The organism is Photorhabdus hindustanensis, from assembly GCF_002968995.1.
GTDB classification, from domain to species: domain Bacteria; phylum Pseudomonadota; class Gammaproteobacteria; order Enterobacterales; family Enterobacteriaceae; genus Photorhabdus; species Photorhabdus akhurstii.
This window is the reverse complement of the sequence record NZ_PUWT01000001.1, coordinates 138,219-153,972: the sequence shown is the minus strand read 5'-3', so window position 1 is coordinate 153,972 and position 15,754 is coordinate 138,219. Positions and strand designations below refer to the sequence as shown.

At 42.2% G+C, this 15,754-nt stretch carries 19 protein-coding genes; 16 read left to right on the top strand and 3 right to left on the bottom strand.

Going from position 1 to position 15,754, the window contains the following annotated elements; translation table 11 throughout:
• Nucleotides 1-679 precede the first annotated feature (679 nt).
• The 15 genes from C6H66_RS00715 to C6H66_RS00645 all read left to right on the top strand — a co-directional run bounded on the left by C6H66_RS00715 (nucleotide 680) and on the right by C6H66_RS00645 (nucleotide 11,243).
• The gene (locus tag C6H66_RS00715) at nucleotides 680-1,498 is read left to right on the top strand and encodes a helix-turn-helix transcriptional regulator (RefSeq protein WP_040150126.1); all 819 of its coding nucleotides are present in this window, start codon (nucleotides 680-682) and stop codon (nucleotides 1,496-1,498) included.
• A gap of 114 nt (nucleotides 1,499-1,612) precedes the next feature.
• Nucleotides 1,613-2,449, top strand: a complete 837-nt coding sequence (locus C6H66_RS00710) for a T3SS regulon anti-activator ExsD domain-containing protein (protein ID WP_105394524.1) — start codon at nucleotides 1,613-1,615, stop codon at nucleotides 2,447-2,449.
• A gap of 14 nt (nucleotides 2,450-2,463) precedes the next feature.
• Nucleotides 2,464-2,886, top strand: coding sequence for a YscB family type III secretion system chaperone (locus tag C6H66_RS00705; RefSeq protein ID WP_036775278.1), 423 nt, complete (start codon nucleotides 2,464-2,466; stop codon nucleotides 2,884-2,886).
• Entirely contained in the window at nucleotides 2,874-4,724 is a 1,851-nt protein-coding gene (sctC, locus tag C6H66_RS00700; protein ID WP_105394523.1) for a type III secretion system outer membrane ring subunit SctC, read from the top strand. Before C6H66_RS00705 ends, sctC begins: the two co-directional genes overlap by 13 nt.
• Entirely contained in the window at nucleotides 4,721-5,992 is a 1,272-nt protein-coding gene (sctD, locus tag C6H66_RS00695; RefSeq protein WP_105394522.1) for a type III secretion system inner membrane ring subunit SctD, read from the top strand. The genes sctC and sctD overlap by 4 nt, the downstream gene beginning before the upstream one ends.
• Nucleotides 5,989-6,228 (top strand): EscE/YscE/SsaE family type III secretion system needle protein co-chaperone, encoded by a 240-nt coding sequence (locus tag C6H66_RS00690; RefSeq protein WP_105394521.1) that lies wholly within the window; start codon nucleotides 5,989-5,991, stop codon nucleotides 6,226-6,228. The genes sctD and C6H66_RS00690 overlap by 4 nt, the downstream gene beginning before the upstream one ends.
• Complete coding sequence (sctF, locus tag C6H66_RS00685; RefSeq protein WP_036809034.1) at nucleotides 6,194-6,448, top strand: type III secretion system needle filament subunit SctF; 255 nt, start codon at nucleotides 6,194-6,196, stop codon at nucleotides 6,446-6,448. Before C6H66_RS00690 ends, sctF begins: the two co-directional genes overlap by 35 nt.
• Nucleotides 6,449-6,450: 2 nt before the next feature.
• Nucleotides 6,451-6,804 (top strand): YscG family type III secretion system chaperone, encoded by a 354-nt coding sequence (locus tag C6H66_RS00680; protein WP_105394520.1) that lies wholly within the window; start codon nucleotides 6,451-6,453, stop codon nucleotides 6,802-6,804.
• On the top strand, nucleotides 6,797-7,363 hold the full coding sequence (locus C6H66_RS00675) for a YopR family T3SS polymerization control protein (RefSeq protein WP_105394519.1): 567 nt from the start codon (nucleotides 6,797-6,799) through the stop codon (nucleotides 7,361-7,363). The genes C6H66_RS00680 and C6H66_RS00675 overlap by 8 nt, the downstream gene beginning before the upstream one ends.
• 75 nt (nucleotides 7,364-7,438) lie before the next feature.
• Nucleotides 7,439-7,777, top strand: a complete 339-nt coding sequence (gene sctI / locus C6H66_RS00670; RefSeq protein WP_046395160.1) for a type III secretion system inner rod subunit SctI — start codon at nucleotides 7,439-7,441, stop codon at nucleotides 7,775-7,777.
• Nucleotides 7,778-7,783: 6 nt separating this feature from the next.
• Nucleotides 7,784-8,521: a type III secretion system inner membrane ring lipoprotein SctJ gene (gene sctJ, locus C6H66_RS00665; protein ID WP_269468749.1), complete on the top strand. Its 738-nt coding sequence runs from the start codon at nucleotides 7,784-7,786 to the stop codon at nucleotides 8,519-8,521.
• On the top strand, nucleotides 8,522-9,148 hold the full coding sequence (locus tag C6H66_RS00660; RefSeq protein ID WP_105394518.1) for a Yop proteins translocation protein K: 627 nt from the start codon (nucleotides 8,522-8,524) through the stop codon (nucleotides 9,146-9,148). It begins immediately after the preceding gene.
• On the top strand, nucleotides 9,127-9,744 hold the full coding sequence (locus C6H66_RS00655; RefSeq protein WP_046395163.1) for an HrpE/YscL family type III secretion apparatus protein: 618 nt from the start codon (nucleotides 9,127-9,129) through the stop codon (nucleotides 9,742-9,744). Before C6H66_RS00660 ends, C6H66_RS00655 begins: the two co-directional genes overlap by 22 nt.
• Before the next feature lie 174 nt (nucleotides 9,745-9,918).
• Complete coding sequence (locus tag C6H66_RS00650) at nucleotides 9,919-10,851, top strand: YopT-type cysteine protease domain-containing protein (protein ID WP_105394517.1); 933 nt, start codon at nucleotides 9,919-9,921, stop codon at nucleotides 10,849-10,851.
• On the top strand, nucleotides 10,848-11,243 hold the full coding sequence (locus C6H66_RS00645) for a CesT family type III secretion system chaperone (RefSeq protein WP_282183102.1): 396 nt from the start codon (nucleotides 10,848-10,850) through the stop codon (nucleotides 11,241-11,243). Before C6H66_RS00650 ends, C6H66_RS00645 begins: the two co-directional genes overlap by 4 nt.
• A gap of 284 nt (nucleotides 11,244-11,527) precedes the next feature.
• On the opposite strand, the gene cspE is transcribed toward C6H66_RS00645, so the two are convergent.
• From cspE to C6H66_RS00630, 3 genes are all read right to left on the bottom strand, one after another.
• Entirely contained in the window at nucleotides 11,528-11,743 is a 216-nt protein-coding gene (gene cspE / locus C6H66_RS00640) for a transcription antiterminator/RNA stability regulator CspE (RefSeq protein WP_021323801.1), read from the bottom strand.
• A 464-nt stretch (nucleotides 11,744-12,207) separates the two neighbouring features.
• Nucleotides 12,208-12,510 carry a hypothetical protein gene (locus C6H66_RS00635; RefSeq protein ID WP_036775251.1) on the bottom strand — a complete coding sequence of 101 codons (303 nt, stop codon included), beginning with the start codon at nucleotides 12,508-12,510 and terminating at the stop codon, nucleotides 12,208-12,210.
• Nucleotides 12,511-13,134: 624 nt separating this feature from the next.
• Nucleotides 13,135-13,440, bottom strand: coding sequence for a hypothetical protein (locus C6H66_RS00630; RefSeq protein WP_036809005.1), 306 nt, complete (start codon nucleotides 13,438-13,440; stop codon nucleotides 13,135-13,137).
• A gap of 877 nt (nucleotides 13,441-14,317) precedes the next feature.
• On the opposite strand from C6H66_RS00630, the gene C6H66_RS00625 reads away from it, so the two are divergent.
• Entirely contained in the window at nucleotides 14,318-15,370 is a 1,053-nt protein-coding gene (locus tag C6H66_RS00625; RefSeq protein WP_105394516.1) for a hypothetical protein, read from the top strand.
• Nucleotides 15,371-15,754: the final 384 nt, after the last annotated feature.

Below are 15,754 nucleotides of genomic sequence, written 5' to 3'. Positions count from 1 at the left end.
AATGCTCAATATAAACGAAATATAATTCAGATTCGTTTCTTAATTATTACGATTAAATTACATAATAACAACAAATTTAATATAAATAAAAATTACTGCTAATAAACCAACATTTCTTAAACAATATTATAATAAACAATCCAATTCAGTTCGGTTGATTTTACCTTTTTATCGATTGATCAAATCGTTGAAACCAGATTGAATTTATTATTAAGTAATTTATATTACATATAGCCATTTGGATTTCACTTTGCGCTGACTTCTATACCTGTTAATCCGTTAATATTACTCTAGTCATTACAATTATTAACGTATTCTGAACCATTAATACATTGCCTGAATAAAAGGAGATAACTATCAATATCAGTCAGGAAAAAAGGCCCAGTTTATGATTAAAAGTGCGAAATCTATCGGCAATGGTTATCGTATAAAAATTTGATCGCTTTTTACTCTTCGTTTATAAAACGTGAGAATAATTCGGTATTCGGGCCAAGGAACATAAATAGGCCCACTAGCAAAAATCATTTTAATTAAAAGGTGCTATAGTTAACCATCAGGTTAAATACATAAACTATTCTTTCTGTCTATTTCAGGCAGCGAAAACGAAGAAAATATCTATTAATAATAATAATGTGATTTGTATTTTTAAGACATACACCAACAGATCCAGGACAATAGAATGAACGGCATCACAACATCAGGGAAGGGAATGGATATCTCGCTATTCCAACGTAGCATGCCTGCCTTTAACGTTATAGAACATCCTCAGGAAGGGATATATATCCTACTCGAAGGTGAAATGACATGGCAGGATAGTACCAATACCTACGATATCTCCCACAACGAACTGCTTTTTGTTCGTCGTGGCAGTTATGCAGCAAAAACGCGTAGTGATACCTGTAAGCTACTCTGGTTGCCTCTGAGCACCGCTTTTCTCCACGGTTTTTTGCAACGTTTTGGCACTCTGCTCAGTGAGGTCGAGCGGCACAATATGCCAACACCCGAATTAATTGCATTTACCTCATCGCCTCTGTTATCTCAAAGTATAAATGGGCTGGTCGATTTACTGGCTCATGATTACCCCACAGCGTTGGGTCAACTCAGAACAGAAGAGTTGCTATTGTTATTAGCATTTGGAGAACAAGGCACTTTGCTCATGTCAGTATTACGACAATTGAGCAACCGCCAAGTGGAACGTTTGCAGAGTTTTATGGAAAACCACTACCTTAAGGAGTGGAAACTCAGTGAATTCGCTAAAGAATTTGGTATGGGATTAACCACTTTCAAAGAGTTGTTCCGTTCGGTATACGGAATATCACCACGCGCCTGGATCAGTGAACGCCGCATTCTTTATGCACACCAACTACTACTCAACAGTGAGATGAGTATTGTTGATATCTCAATGGAAGCTGGATTCTCCAGCCAATCTTACTTTACTCAAAGCTATCGAAGACGCTTTGATTGCACCCCCAGTCGGGCCAGGTATGGCAAAGAGTAACGATTGGCTAAAATAATCTGACGTTTTTTACAAGTTAACCATTGGCCTGACAGATAAAATAAGGCCATTCCTAATTTAATCGACAAGAGTGACTAGCAGCAAGATGAGCATAGCATGAGCCAGCAAGACCATAATCAGACTCGAACCAGCATGTTTCTCGGCCGCAAGATCTCTGTCATGCAGTCGGGAATTCCACGCCGGGATCAGTTACTCGGAAAATCATCGGCTATTCAGTATCAAAATAGCGACATTATTAATAGCCAACAGTTTATTTTATTACAACGCTTGCTACCCAGACATCTGCTGGAAAGCTTGATGAAGTCCGTCTGGTTTCGTAGACGGTTAAATTGTGGACAAGCTTTGCGGCGTGATGATCTACAACAGCTCATCAGAGCGGCGGCAGAACCGGAATGTGACTGGAATAAGGTATTGGGCGACCGCATAAACCTGGCTGACAGGCATCTTTTACAGCACTGGGTATTACACCCGCTATTTAACTGGTGGCTCCGTTTGTTGGAGCCAGAGATAGATTTCTGGTTCACTGAATTTGAGCAGTTACAGATCCAAGAACGGCAATTGCGGGCTAAAGCGCATTTTTGGCAGCAGGTGGAAAGTGTCCCATCTCAATGCCGTAAACAACATCATCAAGAGGTTATATCTTTGCAAACAGCGCTTAATCAACGCAAACAACTATTAGAAAAATTGCTGTTGACAACGGAAACCCAAGCTCGCGAAGCATGGCCCAACTGGTTTACCGGGCTGGATGCGCTCCAAGCTGGCGGCGACCTGACCGCTTTTACACCGGTTCCCGAAGCACTGTCATCCTGTTGGACGTGGTTAACCGCTTTAGAGCATGACAACGAGTCGGCCATTCACTTACAAAAATGGCTTTGTGCCCGTGTTCTGTGTCTGCCACAGGACAGTTTTTATTGGCAATCGACGACGACCTAATTATTAGAGGAAACATGCAAACTCTACTCAATCATTTGGCCAGTCGCTTGGGCCAGAAGCCTTTCGTTTCCGATAGACAAGGGCATTACCATTTGCACATTGATAACTACAACCTGTTCCTTCGCCAACAGGGAACTGAACTTGTGTTATCCAGCCCGTTAAGCTGGCGCCATAACCCAAAAGATCCGTCAGGCGCAGAGTTACTGAAAACACTATTGCAGCAGGTCACACGTTGGGGACGCCATGCTCCCCACGCACTGACCTTAGATGAATCAGAGAATCTTATTCTGGAGGCACGCCTTGACCTTGATAGTTTGGATGCTCAAATACTGGAACAGATGCTAACCATGCACGTCGATCTACTGGAACAAGTTATGGCTTTATTGTCAGAAACCCAATCCTCCCCCCAATGGAAACAGGTAATATGGCAACCATGAAACAGTTCCAACGGTTATGCCGTTCCCTACTGTTGTCGTTAAGCATCAGCGGCGTGATGATTCCCTCTGCTTATAGCCAAGATCTGGATTGGTTTCCTACGCCTTATAGCTATTTGGCAAAAGGAGAAAGCTTGCGGGATGTACTGGTTGATTTCGGCGCTAACTATGAAGCCTCAGTGGTTGTCAGTGACAAAGTGACCGATCAAGTTAACGGCCATTTTGAGCAGAACACTCCTCAGGAATTCCTGCAACATTTATCCTCTCTCTATAATCTGGTCTGGTATTACGACGGGAGTGTGCTGTATGTATTCAAAAACAGCGAAATACAATCGCGCCTGCTTAAGCTTGAACAAACCAACGCAACGGAACTACAGCAGGCCCTAAAACGTTCAGGCATTTGGGAACCACGCTTTGGCTGGCGTCCTGATCCAAGCAATCAACTGGTTTACATATCAGGCCCTCCCCGTTATCTCGAACTGGTTGATCAAACCGCATCTGCGCTGGAACAGCAATCATTGCTGCGTAGCGAAAAAACCGGCGCCTTGACGGTGGAAATTTTCCCGCTTAAATACGCCTCGGTAGTCGATCGCAAGATTCAATATCGTGATACCAGCATTGAAGCACCTGGCGTAGCTACCATTCTCTCTCGTTTGCTCAGTGATACCAATGTGACCACTGTTACTGGTGAAGCGTCTTCTTCTACGGGAGGAAGCTACTCAAGCCGTGCGGTTGTACAGGCAGAACCCTCCCTCAATGCCATCATTGTACGGGATAACCCGGAAAGGATGCCCATGTATGCCCACTTGATCAACGTATTGGACAAACCCTCTGCCCGGATTGAAGTTGCCCTTTCCATTGTCGACATCGACGCAAACAACCTTTCAGAATTGGGGGTTGACTGGCAAGTCGGCATCAACACCGGGCCTCGTCACATTATCGATATCACCACTTCCGCCGGGGGAAAAAATGAGGTCAAAGAAAAAGGGGAAAGCCTCGGTTCAGCCGCATTAGGTAGTCTGGTCGATCGCCGTGGTCTGGATTACCTGCTCGCCAAAATAACCTTACTAGAGAGTAAAGGAAGCGCTCAGGTGATTTCCCGCCCAACGCTTTTAACGCAGGAGAATACACAAGCGGTCATTGACAACAATGAAACCTACTACGTGAAAGTGAATGGTGAACGGGTTGCGGAACTTAAAAGCCTGACCTATGGCACTATGCTACGCATGATCCCCAGAGTCATCCAAGTAGGAGATTCTGCTGAAATCAGTTTAGATCTGCATATTGAGGATGGTAACCAGAAACCTAATAGTTCAGGTCGGGATGGTATCCCAACTATCAGCCGAACCGTTGTCGATACCGTTGCCAGAGTTGGACATGGGCAAAGTCTGCTGATCGGCGGCATCTACCGCGACGAAATGAGTCAAATAACACGTAAAGTGCCATTTTTAGGCGATATCCCCTATTTGGGTGTCTTGTTTCGCAATACCAGTGAACAAGTTCGGCGATCAGTACGGCTATTCATTATTGAACCACGTCTGATTGATAGTGGGATAGCCCATTATCTGGCTCTTGGCAACGGACAAGATCTACGCCCAAGATTACTGGCAACACAAGATATCTCTAATCATAGCTTATCGTTGAGTAAAGCTCTGGGGAGTGCGCAATGCCAGCCACTATCCTCGGCCCGTCAAGTACAAGAAACGCTACGGCAAGCAGGTAAAAGCTCATTTTTAGACTCATGCCGAATGGGTAAAACTTACGGATGGCGAGTCATTGAGCAACAATGTTCACTGAAAGAAACCTGGTGTGTTCGTGTGCAAAATAAGGCGAACAGATGAGTTGGAAAATTCGCTTTTACCGCGGACTGAATAAAAGTATTGAGGTCAATTTAGCTGAAGGGCGTTTAGCCATCGGCTCAGACCCCCTACAGGCAGATATCGTTCTGGTGGATGAAGATGTTGCCCCAGTGCACTTGATCTTAGAAGTCGAACCGGACTCAATTCGCCTGTTGGAATGGGCCGGTGAAACCGCGCCAAGTCAGAATGGCGAACCGCTATCACCGGGAGCGACATTGCAAGCGTTAGCCCGTCAGGAGGCAGGCCCATTATTGTGGGCTTTTTGTGACCAACAACATACATTCCCAAACCAACTCGCTGAACCGGCGGTCACACCACGCCAGCACCCTGTCCGCCAAAATCGCAGCCGGGTAGCTGGTGGAATGTTGATACTGTGCTTGGTACTGGCACTTGGTCTCTTGATGCTGCTTGGACATGAAGGATGGCAAAGAAGCAATATGTCCAACGGTATGGCCGAGCAAGAGCTACGCCGTTTTCTCAATGGCGATTCAGCCTATCGTCATGTAAGTGTACAAATGATGCCCAATAACGAGCCGCTATTGCTCAAAGGTTATGTAAACCTCAATCAACAACGGCTGGCGCTGCAACAGTATCTTGATACTCACTCTCTCAGTTATCGGCTGGAATTACGCACTATGGAAGAATTGCGTCAAGGGGTGGATTTCATTTTACAAAAACTAGGCTATGCCCAGCTCCAAAGCAACAATGGCAAACAACCGGGCTGGGTTCGCCTTATGGGCGAAGTCACTGATACCAGCCAGCAATGGAACGATATCGAATCACTGCTCAAACGTGATGTTCCGGGCTTACTAGGCATAGAAAACCAAACGAAGTTCACGGGCAATCATATCAAGCGACTAGATATGCTGTTAGCTAAACATGATTTACCCAACACGCTGACCTACAAAGATAAAAATGATCGTATCGAGTTCACAGGTCAACTGGATGAACACCAAGCTCACAATTTCCAACGCTTACAGCAAGTATTTAAACAAGAGTTCGGCAACCGGCCAGCATTGGTATTACTGAATAATAAGCAGCTCACCCGCAATGATGAGCTCAATTTCGATGTCCGGGCAGTGTCCCTCGGGCGTATACCCTATGTGGTACTCAAAAACAACCTGCGTTACCCCGTCGGAGCAACAACAGAAAACGGTTTAAGAATCGAGGCCATCCGCCAAGATGCGATTGTTATTACCAAGGGCGAGCAGCAATTTATTATCAAACTCAACAGGAGCCCGGTTTTATGATGACATCCCTGGAGGCACGACTGTTTGGCGCCGATCCCACTTATGTCAACGAAATGCAACTCCGCCTCTCTCAGGCGCTGAACGATATCAAACAACGCCTGAGACGTGGCGGTTCGGTACAAGAATACCAACAATGGCAACTGGAGGCTGATGCCATCCAAGCCGCAATCACAATACTTAACACAACAGAAGGAGACCATCATGGCCCAAATTTTTACTTCCGCAACAACAGTTAATACCCTCGATAAGGTTGCTGACCAGTTGAAGACGCAAGCTAACACAGCCAACAAAGACGTTGATGAAGCAATCACCGCCCTCAACGACGGTGCTGACAACCCCGCTTTGCTAGCCGATTTACAGCACAAAATCAACAAGTGGTCAGTCATCTACAACATTAACTCCACTGTCACCCGGTCCATGAAAGACCTGATGCAGGGTATATTACAGAAGATCTAATCATGACACGTTCACTCAAAGGGCTACTGGCAGATATCGCTCTGGTTGGAAGCGGCCATCACTGCCATGACGAAGCTAATATTATTGCTGACTGGCTGATGTCAAACGAGGAAGGGCAAGAAGCAGCAAACCTGATTCGGCTCTCTTCTTTGACGAACCAAGGCAAATATCAACAGGCTCTGGATTTTGGACGGGATCTTCCCTGGCCTAGTCTGGAACCTTGGTTAGCGTTGTGCGAATGGCGCCTGGGACTGTCATCAGCTCTGGAGAAAAGACTGACGCGAATGGCTGGCAGTGATGATCCACAATTGCTCTCCTTCGTTGACGGCATGCGGGAACAGCTAGCTCATGGATAGGATTGAAGGGCCATCCCATAACAGCGTGTCGCAACCAACGGTACAGCCTTCAGTCAGCTCCAGGCATCAACTCAGCTTTGAGCAAGCACTGGAAACCACACCGGATCAGCAAATGCTGAAAGAGCGCCAACAACGCTGGCTACAGGGAGAATCGCTGGAAAACGTTTTAGGCGATTTTGATCCAGCAACACAGCGCCAAGTGACATGGCAGTGGTATCAGACTTCAACATCTGATAAACAGCCCGCCCAACGTGCTCAGTTAGAAGACAAGCTGATCGCTCCGGTACAAGAGCGGCTATGGTCGCAGTTTGGCGGCCTGACATTGCCCGTCAATCCGCCGCTGGATATGCCAGAACTGAGAGCGATTGTTCGTGAATTCGCCCCCACAGGTCGACAACAAGAGACGGTGCTTCTCAAGATACTCGGCAAGATTGGGACTATTCCGGGCAATGAGTACCTGAGTGACCTTATCCGGCAAGAGTTGAAAACACTGATCCCCCGTAACGGTATGGTGGATAACCTGATACGAAACTCACACAAACTCGATTTGGAAGAATAATGGACCAACCACAACTCAGTGAAACAGGGATAGACAACCTAAATAAACTCAACCTACCTCAAATTTGGAGGAACAATGGATCTACCACAGATAAGTGAGACACTGCTCACCAGCCTGGATGAACTCAACGCACCTCAGGCCAGTGCCGAAAATATTGCGAGTTTTGAACACGCTATGTCCAATCAAGATCAGGGGATTGAAAACAATCTGATTAGTGAATTGGGTCAGCTCAGACAACAATTCACTCAGGCCAAACAGGAGCTGGAAGCGCAACTAGCCGTGCCCGGTAGCGACCCTAACAGCCTGATGCAAATGCAGTGGTCTCTGATGCGAATCACCCTGCAAGAAGAGCTAATTGCCAAAACGGTAGGACGGCTCAATCAAAACATTGAAACCTTAATGAAAGCCCAGTGAGGAGCTGTGAAGAAACCCTATATAATCTGCGTTATGCTCGCTGTCCTGATGCTAACTGGCTGTAAAATCGAACTCTACACCGGCGTCAGCCAAAAAGAAGGCAACGAAATGTTAGCCTTGCTCAGGGAAGCGGGCATTTCCTCTGATAAGCAACCAGACAAAGATGGCAATATCAAGCTGTTAGTCGAAGAGTCCGATGTGGCGCAAGCGGTTGAAGTGCTCAAACGTAAAGGATATCCACGGGAGAGCTTCTCTTCGTTACAAGATGTCTTCCCCAAAGACGGCCTTATCTCCTCGCCAATAGAAGAGCGGGCGCGGCTTAACTTTGCCAAAGCGCAGGAGATCGCCCGAACACTTTCCGAGATCGACGGTGTGCTGGTAGCTCGGGTACATGTTGTTTTACCCGAGGAGCAAGACCGATTGGGCAAAAAACTATCGCCAGCCTCTTCCTCGGTGTTTATCAAACACGCGGCGGACGTGCAACTCGACACTTACATTCCTCAAATTAAGCAACTGGTTAATAACAGCATTGAAGGGTTGAGTTATGATCGGATCAGCGTCGTATTAGTGCCCGCAGCGGGCGTGCGTCAAGTACCGCTGGCGCCACGCTACTCCACTCTGTTCTCTATCCAAGTGACTGAAGAATCACAAGGGCGTCTGATTGGGCTGTTTGTACTATTATTAGCCTTGTTATTTGTCAGTAATCTGGCGCAATTCCTGTGGCATCGAAGCAGGATGCAATAAATGGCAACAATATTAACGCCCTATCAGTTTCGATTTTGCCCTGCCAGCTATATTCATTCTGACCACCTACCATCAGAATGGCTTGCAGTCTTATCTTCCCTGCCTGAGTGGAGAAACTCTCCCAGACTAAATGGGCTACTGCTAACCCAATTTGATCTGAATGTGGATTATGAATTACCAACCGGGTTGGGAAATCTCGCCCTGTTAGAACAATCGTGCTTAGAACAACTTCTTACCTGGCTAGGAGCCTTACTGCACGGGCAAGCTATCCGCCATTGCCTGCTGGCGACAGAACTTCGCCATTTACACGATTCACTAGGAAAAGAGGGGCACCGCTTCTGCTTAAAGTATCTCGACATCATTATCGGCAACTGGCCGACTGGCTGGCAACGCTCGTTACCACTAGTAATCAATGCAAACTATTTTCGTATCAGTGCTTTACAGTTCTGGCTAACAGCGATGGAGCCTCTTCCTATCGATTTCGCTAAACGCCTGAGCCTACGGCTTCCACCTTATGAAAACCTCGCGGCCTGGCCTGTCAGCCAGGCAGAACGACCATTGGCACAAGCATTGTGTCTCAAATTGGCTAAGCAAGTGAACACAGAATGTTACCATTTATTAAAATAACAACAGAGCACCTTCAACTGGCCCCTGAACTCCAGATACTGCGTAAAGCGGACTATCAGACCTGTCTGAGTGCGCAATCTCTGCTCGATGCCGCCCGGATACAGGCACAAGAAATTGAACGTGACGCGCAGGCGGTGTATGAACAACAAAAAGAGCTAGGCTGGCAAGCTGGTATTGATGCTGCCCGCGCAGAACAAGCTAACCTGATTCATCAAACCCAGTTGCAATGTCAGCAATATTACCGGCAGGTGGAGCAACAGATGAGCAATGTAGTCTTGCAGGCTGTACGTAAGATCCTAAAGAATTATGACCAAGTTTCCCTCACCTTACAGGTCGTTCGTGAAGCCCTGTCATTAGTCAGTAACCAAAAACAGGTTATTTTACGCGTTAATCCTGAACAGGCCGCAACAGTTCGCGAACAGATATCACGGGTACACAAAGATTTCCCTGAGATCGGCTACTTAGAGATCACCGCTGATGAGCGTCTCGATCAAGGGGGCTGCATTTTAGAAACAGAAGTCGGGATCATTGACGCCAGTTTGGATAGCCAATTAGAAGCGCTGATGTCTGCCATCAATAACCAGTGGCAAAATTGACGACCTTATTCGCTTCAAAGAGATAACCGGTTTTCGACGGAAAGTGAAAATTTCTTCTGCCGTTATTAATATTCTCTATTTCGACAAAACATTATGATTCACTCTATCTGATATCCAAGCGCATATGCGTATCCCTTGGAATAATCACAAAATAAACCACTAAAGGAGTGACCATTGTCTCCCATCTCAGGTATTAATCACCAAAGAATATTTCCTACCCAACAGCTCGATACCACAGCCGTTAATCAACAACAGGGGGAGCTGTCGGGCAAATCCCTGAAAGTCTCTTCACCCAGACCAGGATTGTTAGAGCGCCTTTCCGCGACGATTCAACGCAATCTACCGGGCCACTCCATGCTTGATCGCCAACTGACCACCGATGGCAAGAAAAATCAAGAGAGCCGCTTCTCGTTCAGCATGATAAAAGACAGAATCGTTCACTTTGCGGTGAGCGCCAAGTTAGGGAGTGTTCGCGATTCTGCCAGTAAGCACGGCGGCGAAGTTACTTTCAAGTTCGCTCAGACCAAAGGCGCCTTTCTGGACCAAATCATGAAACATAGCGACACCTCCGGCGGGGTTTGTGAATCCATATCAGCTCATTGGATAAGCGCTCATGCCAAGGGTGAAAGCGTCTTCAACCAGCTCTATGTAGGCGGCCAAAAAGGTCAATTTCATATCGACTCTCTGGTTTCCATTAAGCAGTTACAAATGGATGGCCTAGATCCATATGCCGAGCAAAGCCAAATAACCGAATCCTGGCTCCGTGAGAACGGTATCCAACCACGAAGCCCACTTGAAGTAAGCGGAGAAACTGGCAGTAAAGGCACAAAAGATCTATTAAACGCCATCCTGGATACAGGTGATAAAGGCTCAGGCTACAAGAAGATCAGTTTTGAAGGACAAATGGCCGGGCACACAGTAGCCGCTTATGTAGATGACCAAAAGGGTGTTACCTTCTTCGATCCCAATTTCGGCGAGTTCAGCTTCCCGGACAAAACCTCATTCTCCAACTGGTTCTCTGAAGATTTCTGGTCTAAATCCATGTACAACAAGGAAATCGGACTAGGACAAAATTTCTACGTTTCCAACTTCGAGCCTAAAACATGATGACACACGACTATCACCAGCTTATAGAAGCACTGTTCTCTAAACTCGGCGTACCTGCGTCCCCTACCGACGATGATATCTACACTTTGGAAGTTGACGGGCGTTTTCAGGTATTGATTGGCTGTTATCACGACAACTGGCTACAGTTGTTTTGCGAATTAGGGTCCGAAGTCAGTCATGCCAACAATCTTTTTGGGCAACATTGGCCGGCTCATGTCCAAGGTGATTTGGATGGACAAGCCATTCTATGGTCACAACGTCCCTTAACCGAAGTAGATGTAACCGAGCTACAAGCTTGGTTGGAGCGATTTATTGATGATATTGAGCAGCGCCTGGCACCTAACACAACTCAACAGCCTAAAAATCTACCGCCTTCCTTGATGCGGGTTTGAACGCTAAATACAAACCACTACCGGGATATAAATTCAATGGGAGCTTCAATATTTGCCTCCCTTTAAACTACACCTCCCTTTAAACTACAAGGTCAAGGTAAGAGACAAATAAAAGATAAAGGTTAAATAAGCCAAATAGAGAATCAGAATAAAATACTATTCTGGCACCATACAAAAAACCCGCACTTATGGCGGGTTTTTACTTATCAACGACTTTAACTACTCAGGATATTACCTTCATCTCTATCGTAAAGTCGCTAATAGATTTAAGCAGTTAAGTTAAATCAAGATAATACGATAACATTTACTGCGGATGGACCTTTAGCGCCATTCTCAATAGAGAATGAAACTTCCTGCCCTTCTTCCAATGTTTTGAAATTATTACTCTGAATTGCAGAATAATGAACAAAAACATCTTTGCTACCATCTTTTGGCGAAATAAAGCCAAAACCTTTATCGTTGTTAAACCATTTTACTGAACCAGTCATTGCATTAGACATAGAATTTTCCTTTAATTTTTAAGTTGCCACAAGGCGTTATGAGGTCTGTTTTTCAGTTTTACTTATGGGTACTATTTACGGGTACTAATTAGAAGGAATTCGCAATGAAGTGGTATCAGGGATAACGCTAAATGGTGAACTGCTTTAACTTTAATACTTTTCATAAAAACTTTTCATAAATAGGTCTGTACTTCCAAACCAGTGACGCTATTAAATCACATTGATCGGTTGTTAGCAAATCTTAATTTCATTTATTTTTTCCTATTTGTTGCTCTCCCTTATCCTAAATTTCGACCTTAACCAATATTGCAATAGCTTTACCATAGCCATAACTAACTAATTATAAAAAGTTTTTATCCAAAAATCCCATTTGCCGAGATTACGGCACTGATTTGAATTTACAAATTTCCCCCAACGCCCTAATCAGGCTACAATACCGTAGCCTAAAATTAGTGAAAATAAAGTTAACATCTTCCCATCTTTAAACGACCATTGCAGTTCATGATCTCTGATACCTTAAAATACGGAAAATACTCAGTACCGTTATCGATAAATCCTCCATTATCAGTACGACATTGTGATGTAATAGCGCAAGTCTCATCTCCTTGCTTCCAAATGAATACATCACAAGACTGGGAAGCACGAGACATATTCCACTGCGCCATACACTCTTGATCAGTTAGTTCAATAGGCTTATCGGCTCCACTACCTGCGTTTGCGGCAGACGCAATCCCGAGAAGCAATGCTCCTAACATAAATTTCTTCATATTTATATATCCTTTAAGAATCATTCAATTATCGTATAATGGCATTAACTAATTGAAATTAATTTTCATAGCTATTTTAGGTATGTAAATATCTTTCTTAAATAATATTTAATTTCTGAATAAAACAATCAATATTCTTTAGTGAATCGGAGAGTTTCATATATCCACATTAAAAAAGTAGTCCATCTTCCACATTATTACAAGTTAACTGGGATATAATATGAAAAAACCGTATATTGATTTCAAATGGTTATCATTAGAATGATATTATTTACCCTACAAGATTCCAGTGAATTAAATATGTTTTTTATTCATCAAGCATTAAGTAATTTCAGGTTATTCATCTGTAATGTAATTATCCTAATAACAAAGTAATAATTAACTCCAGCGTTAAACAGTAACCGAATTACAATAAAATATATTTTCAGGTAAACTTAATGACGGAAAGAGCATTGATCTATGCACTGTAATTTTCGGCTTTACCATAGCCATAACTAATTAATTATAAAAAATTTCATCCATAATCCCTATTTGCCGAGATTACGGCACTGATTTGAATTTACAATTTTTCCCTAACGCCCTAATCAGGCTACAATCCGTAGCCTGAAATTAATGAAAATAAAATTAACATCCATCAGTCTTTAAATAACCACCGCAGTTCGCGATCTGTGATACCTGAGAATACGGGAAAAACCGAGTACCATTCTCGACAACTGGTCCATGAACAGCACGACATTGTGCTGTAATAGCACAAGTATCATTTCCGAGTTTCCAAATTGATAATATATCACAAGACTGGGAAGCACTAGACATATACCACTGCGCAATACACTCTTGATCAGTTAGTTCAATAGACTTATCGGCTCCATTGCCTGCGTTTGCGGCAGACGCAATCCCGAGAAGCAATACTCCTAACATAAATTTCTTCATATTTATATATCCTTTAAGAATCATTCAATTATCGTATAATGGCATTAACTAATTGAAATTAATTTTCATAGCTATTTTAGGTATGTAAATATCTTTCTTAAATAATATTTAATTTCTGAATAAAATTATATAATCAATATTCTTTAGTGAATCGGAGAGCTTCATATATCCACATTAAAAAAAGTAGTCCATCTTTCACATTATTACAAGTCAATTGGAATATAATATGAAAAAACCATATATTGATTTCAAATGGTTATCATTAAAATGATATTATTTACCCTACAATATTCCAGTGAGTTAAATATTATTTTTCATTCATCAAGCATTAATTAGACAGAGCAATATGAATAAATTCCGGGCAAACAGCACTTAAATTAAAACTGAGATAAATCAATTCACTATAATATTTATATGCTTTAAATAATGCAAATCGCTATGGAAAAATACTGACAAAAAGAAATATTATGACCATACATTATAAGTTATATCTATGATATTACTTTAAAACTGGATAAATATTTCAATTATCCCCACAAGCGTTAGATAATTCCAGGCTATTCATCTGTAATGTAACCATCCTAATAACAAAGTAATAATTAAAGAGACGCTATAAGAGAAATATGGAATAATGTTAATAATTAATTCCAGTGTTAAACAATAACCGAATTACAATAAAATATATTTTTAGGTAAACTCTTCGACTGTAAAGAAAATTGAACCATTCAATGTAATTGCATTTATCTTAAATGGGAAATAAATTGAGAAAATACATAATGATCTCATTCAACACCTTGAAACCCTCTCATTTTGAACTATATTTATTTTAACTATGTTTAATTATGAAAAAATATTAACTACCATGAGAGGTTGAGAAATGAACAAAAACTTTAACTGGGATCGAGCAAGCACCCAAGCATACACTAAAGATTACGGAAACAAGACCTTTACTTTATTACAGAATGATTCTAATCCCAATTCACTCAATATATTAGGTGGTGCTAATTTTATAATGAACTCTGAATGCGCAACATTAACATTACAAAATGATTCTGATGATATACCTATCTATTGGCCCGAATTTAATCGTAACAATGATGGAACAATGACTGACAGCGGAAAAGGAATGCAGGTGACTTTATATTCAGGAACATTGGAAGCAAACTATACATCAAAAAATAGGAATCACACAGTCATTTATTTAGGTTGCTCTGAAAATGCTATTTTTAATCTTGGAAATTCAGGAAATTTAAATATCATAAATCCAGGAACTGTATTTATGTTCATAGATTATGTCGCTTCAAATGAACTTAAACCACCTAAACTTACCATGTCAGGAAACAGCAAATTTAAAATAACACCAAACCTTAACATAACACCAACACAAGGAACACAGCAAAACAATCCCGCTTATATTTTTTTATCTAGTTACATATATCTCTATGAATCATCAGAGTTAACTTTAAAAAGTCATGGCCTCTTTTTAGGAGATGGAATCTTAGATTATTGCAATATAAACATACGAGGAAATTCAAAAGTAACATTAGTTAACGATGGTATAGTACCAAAAGACAACATAGACAGAAAAAATACAAAATTCAATCTTGGATCTGGCTCTCCTTTATTAAAACTCTCATCTTTTACTGGTACCAATTTCCCTCTGGATCTTGACAATGTAGAATACCCAGAGGGTCTATTCAATTTTATTACTACAGAAGGTGAGAATAAAGGGAAACTAGTGATCGATGTCTCATCCTCTAATGCTAATACATTCTATATAAATAAACTATTTAAGAAAAAGCTCATAGCCATTGATAACACAGTAATAGAAGAAACTCAAAAATTTACTATCACTATTAACGAATTCAAAACCACTTATAACAGTGACGAACAGATAGTATATAATTTTATAACTATCTCAATAACATAATAAATAAATTTAAATGTATAACCGTTCAAAACTATCCCTTCTCTCTATGGTACGATATCGAATAAGATAACGTACCACTTAATATCAGTAAGAACTGTCAATATCATATTTAACTGTATAAAATAACAAGTCAGGAATCAAGAAACTATCCCATCCCTGTCCATAAAACCCTTCATCCTCTAGTATATCATCGGTACCGCATGGATAACTGGGTAGTCATGAATGACATTACATTCTCAAGGTAATTCTCCTGAAAAAAGAGAATATCCTGACAGACTGGGATTCAGATTACAGTTGTACTTGGATAAAAGAAAGAGTTATAATCTAATTAATCTTGGATTCACATAATAAGTGCAACATCGTTATTCTGGAAGTAAACATGTT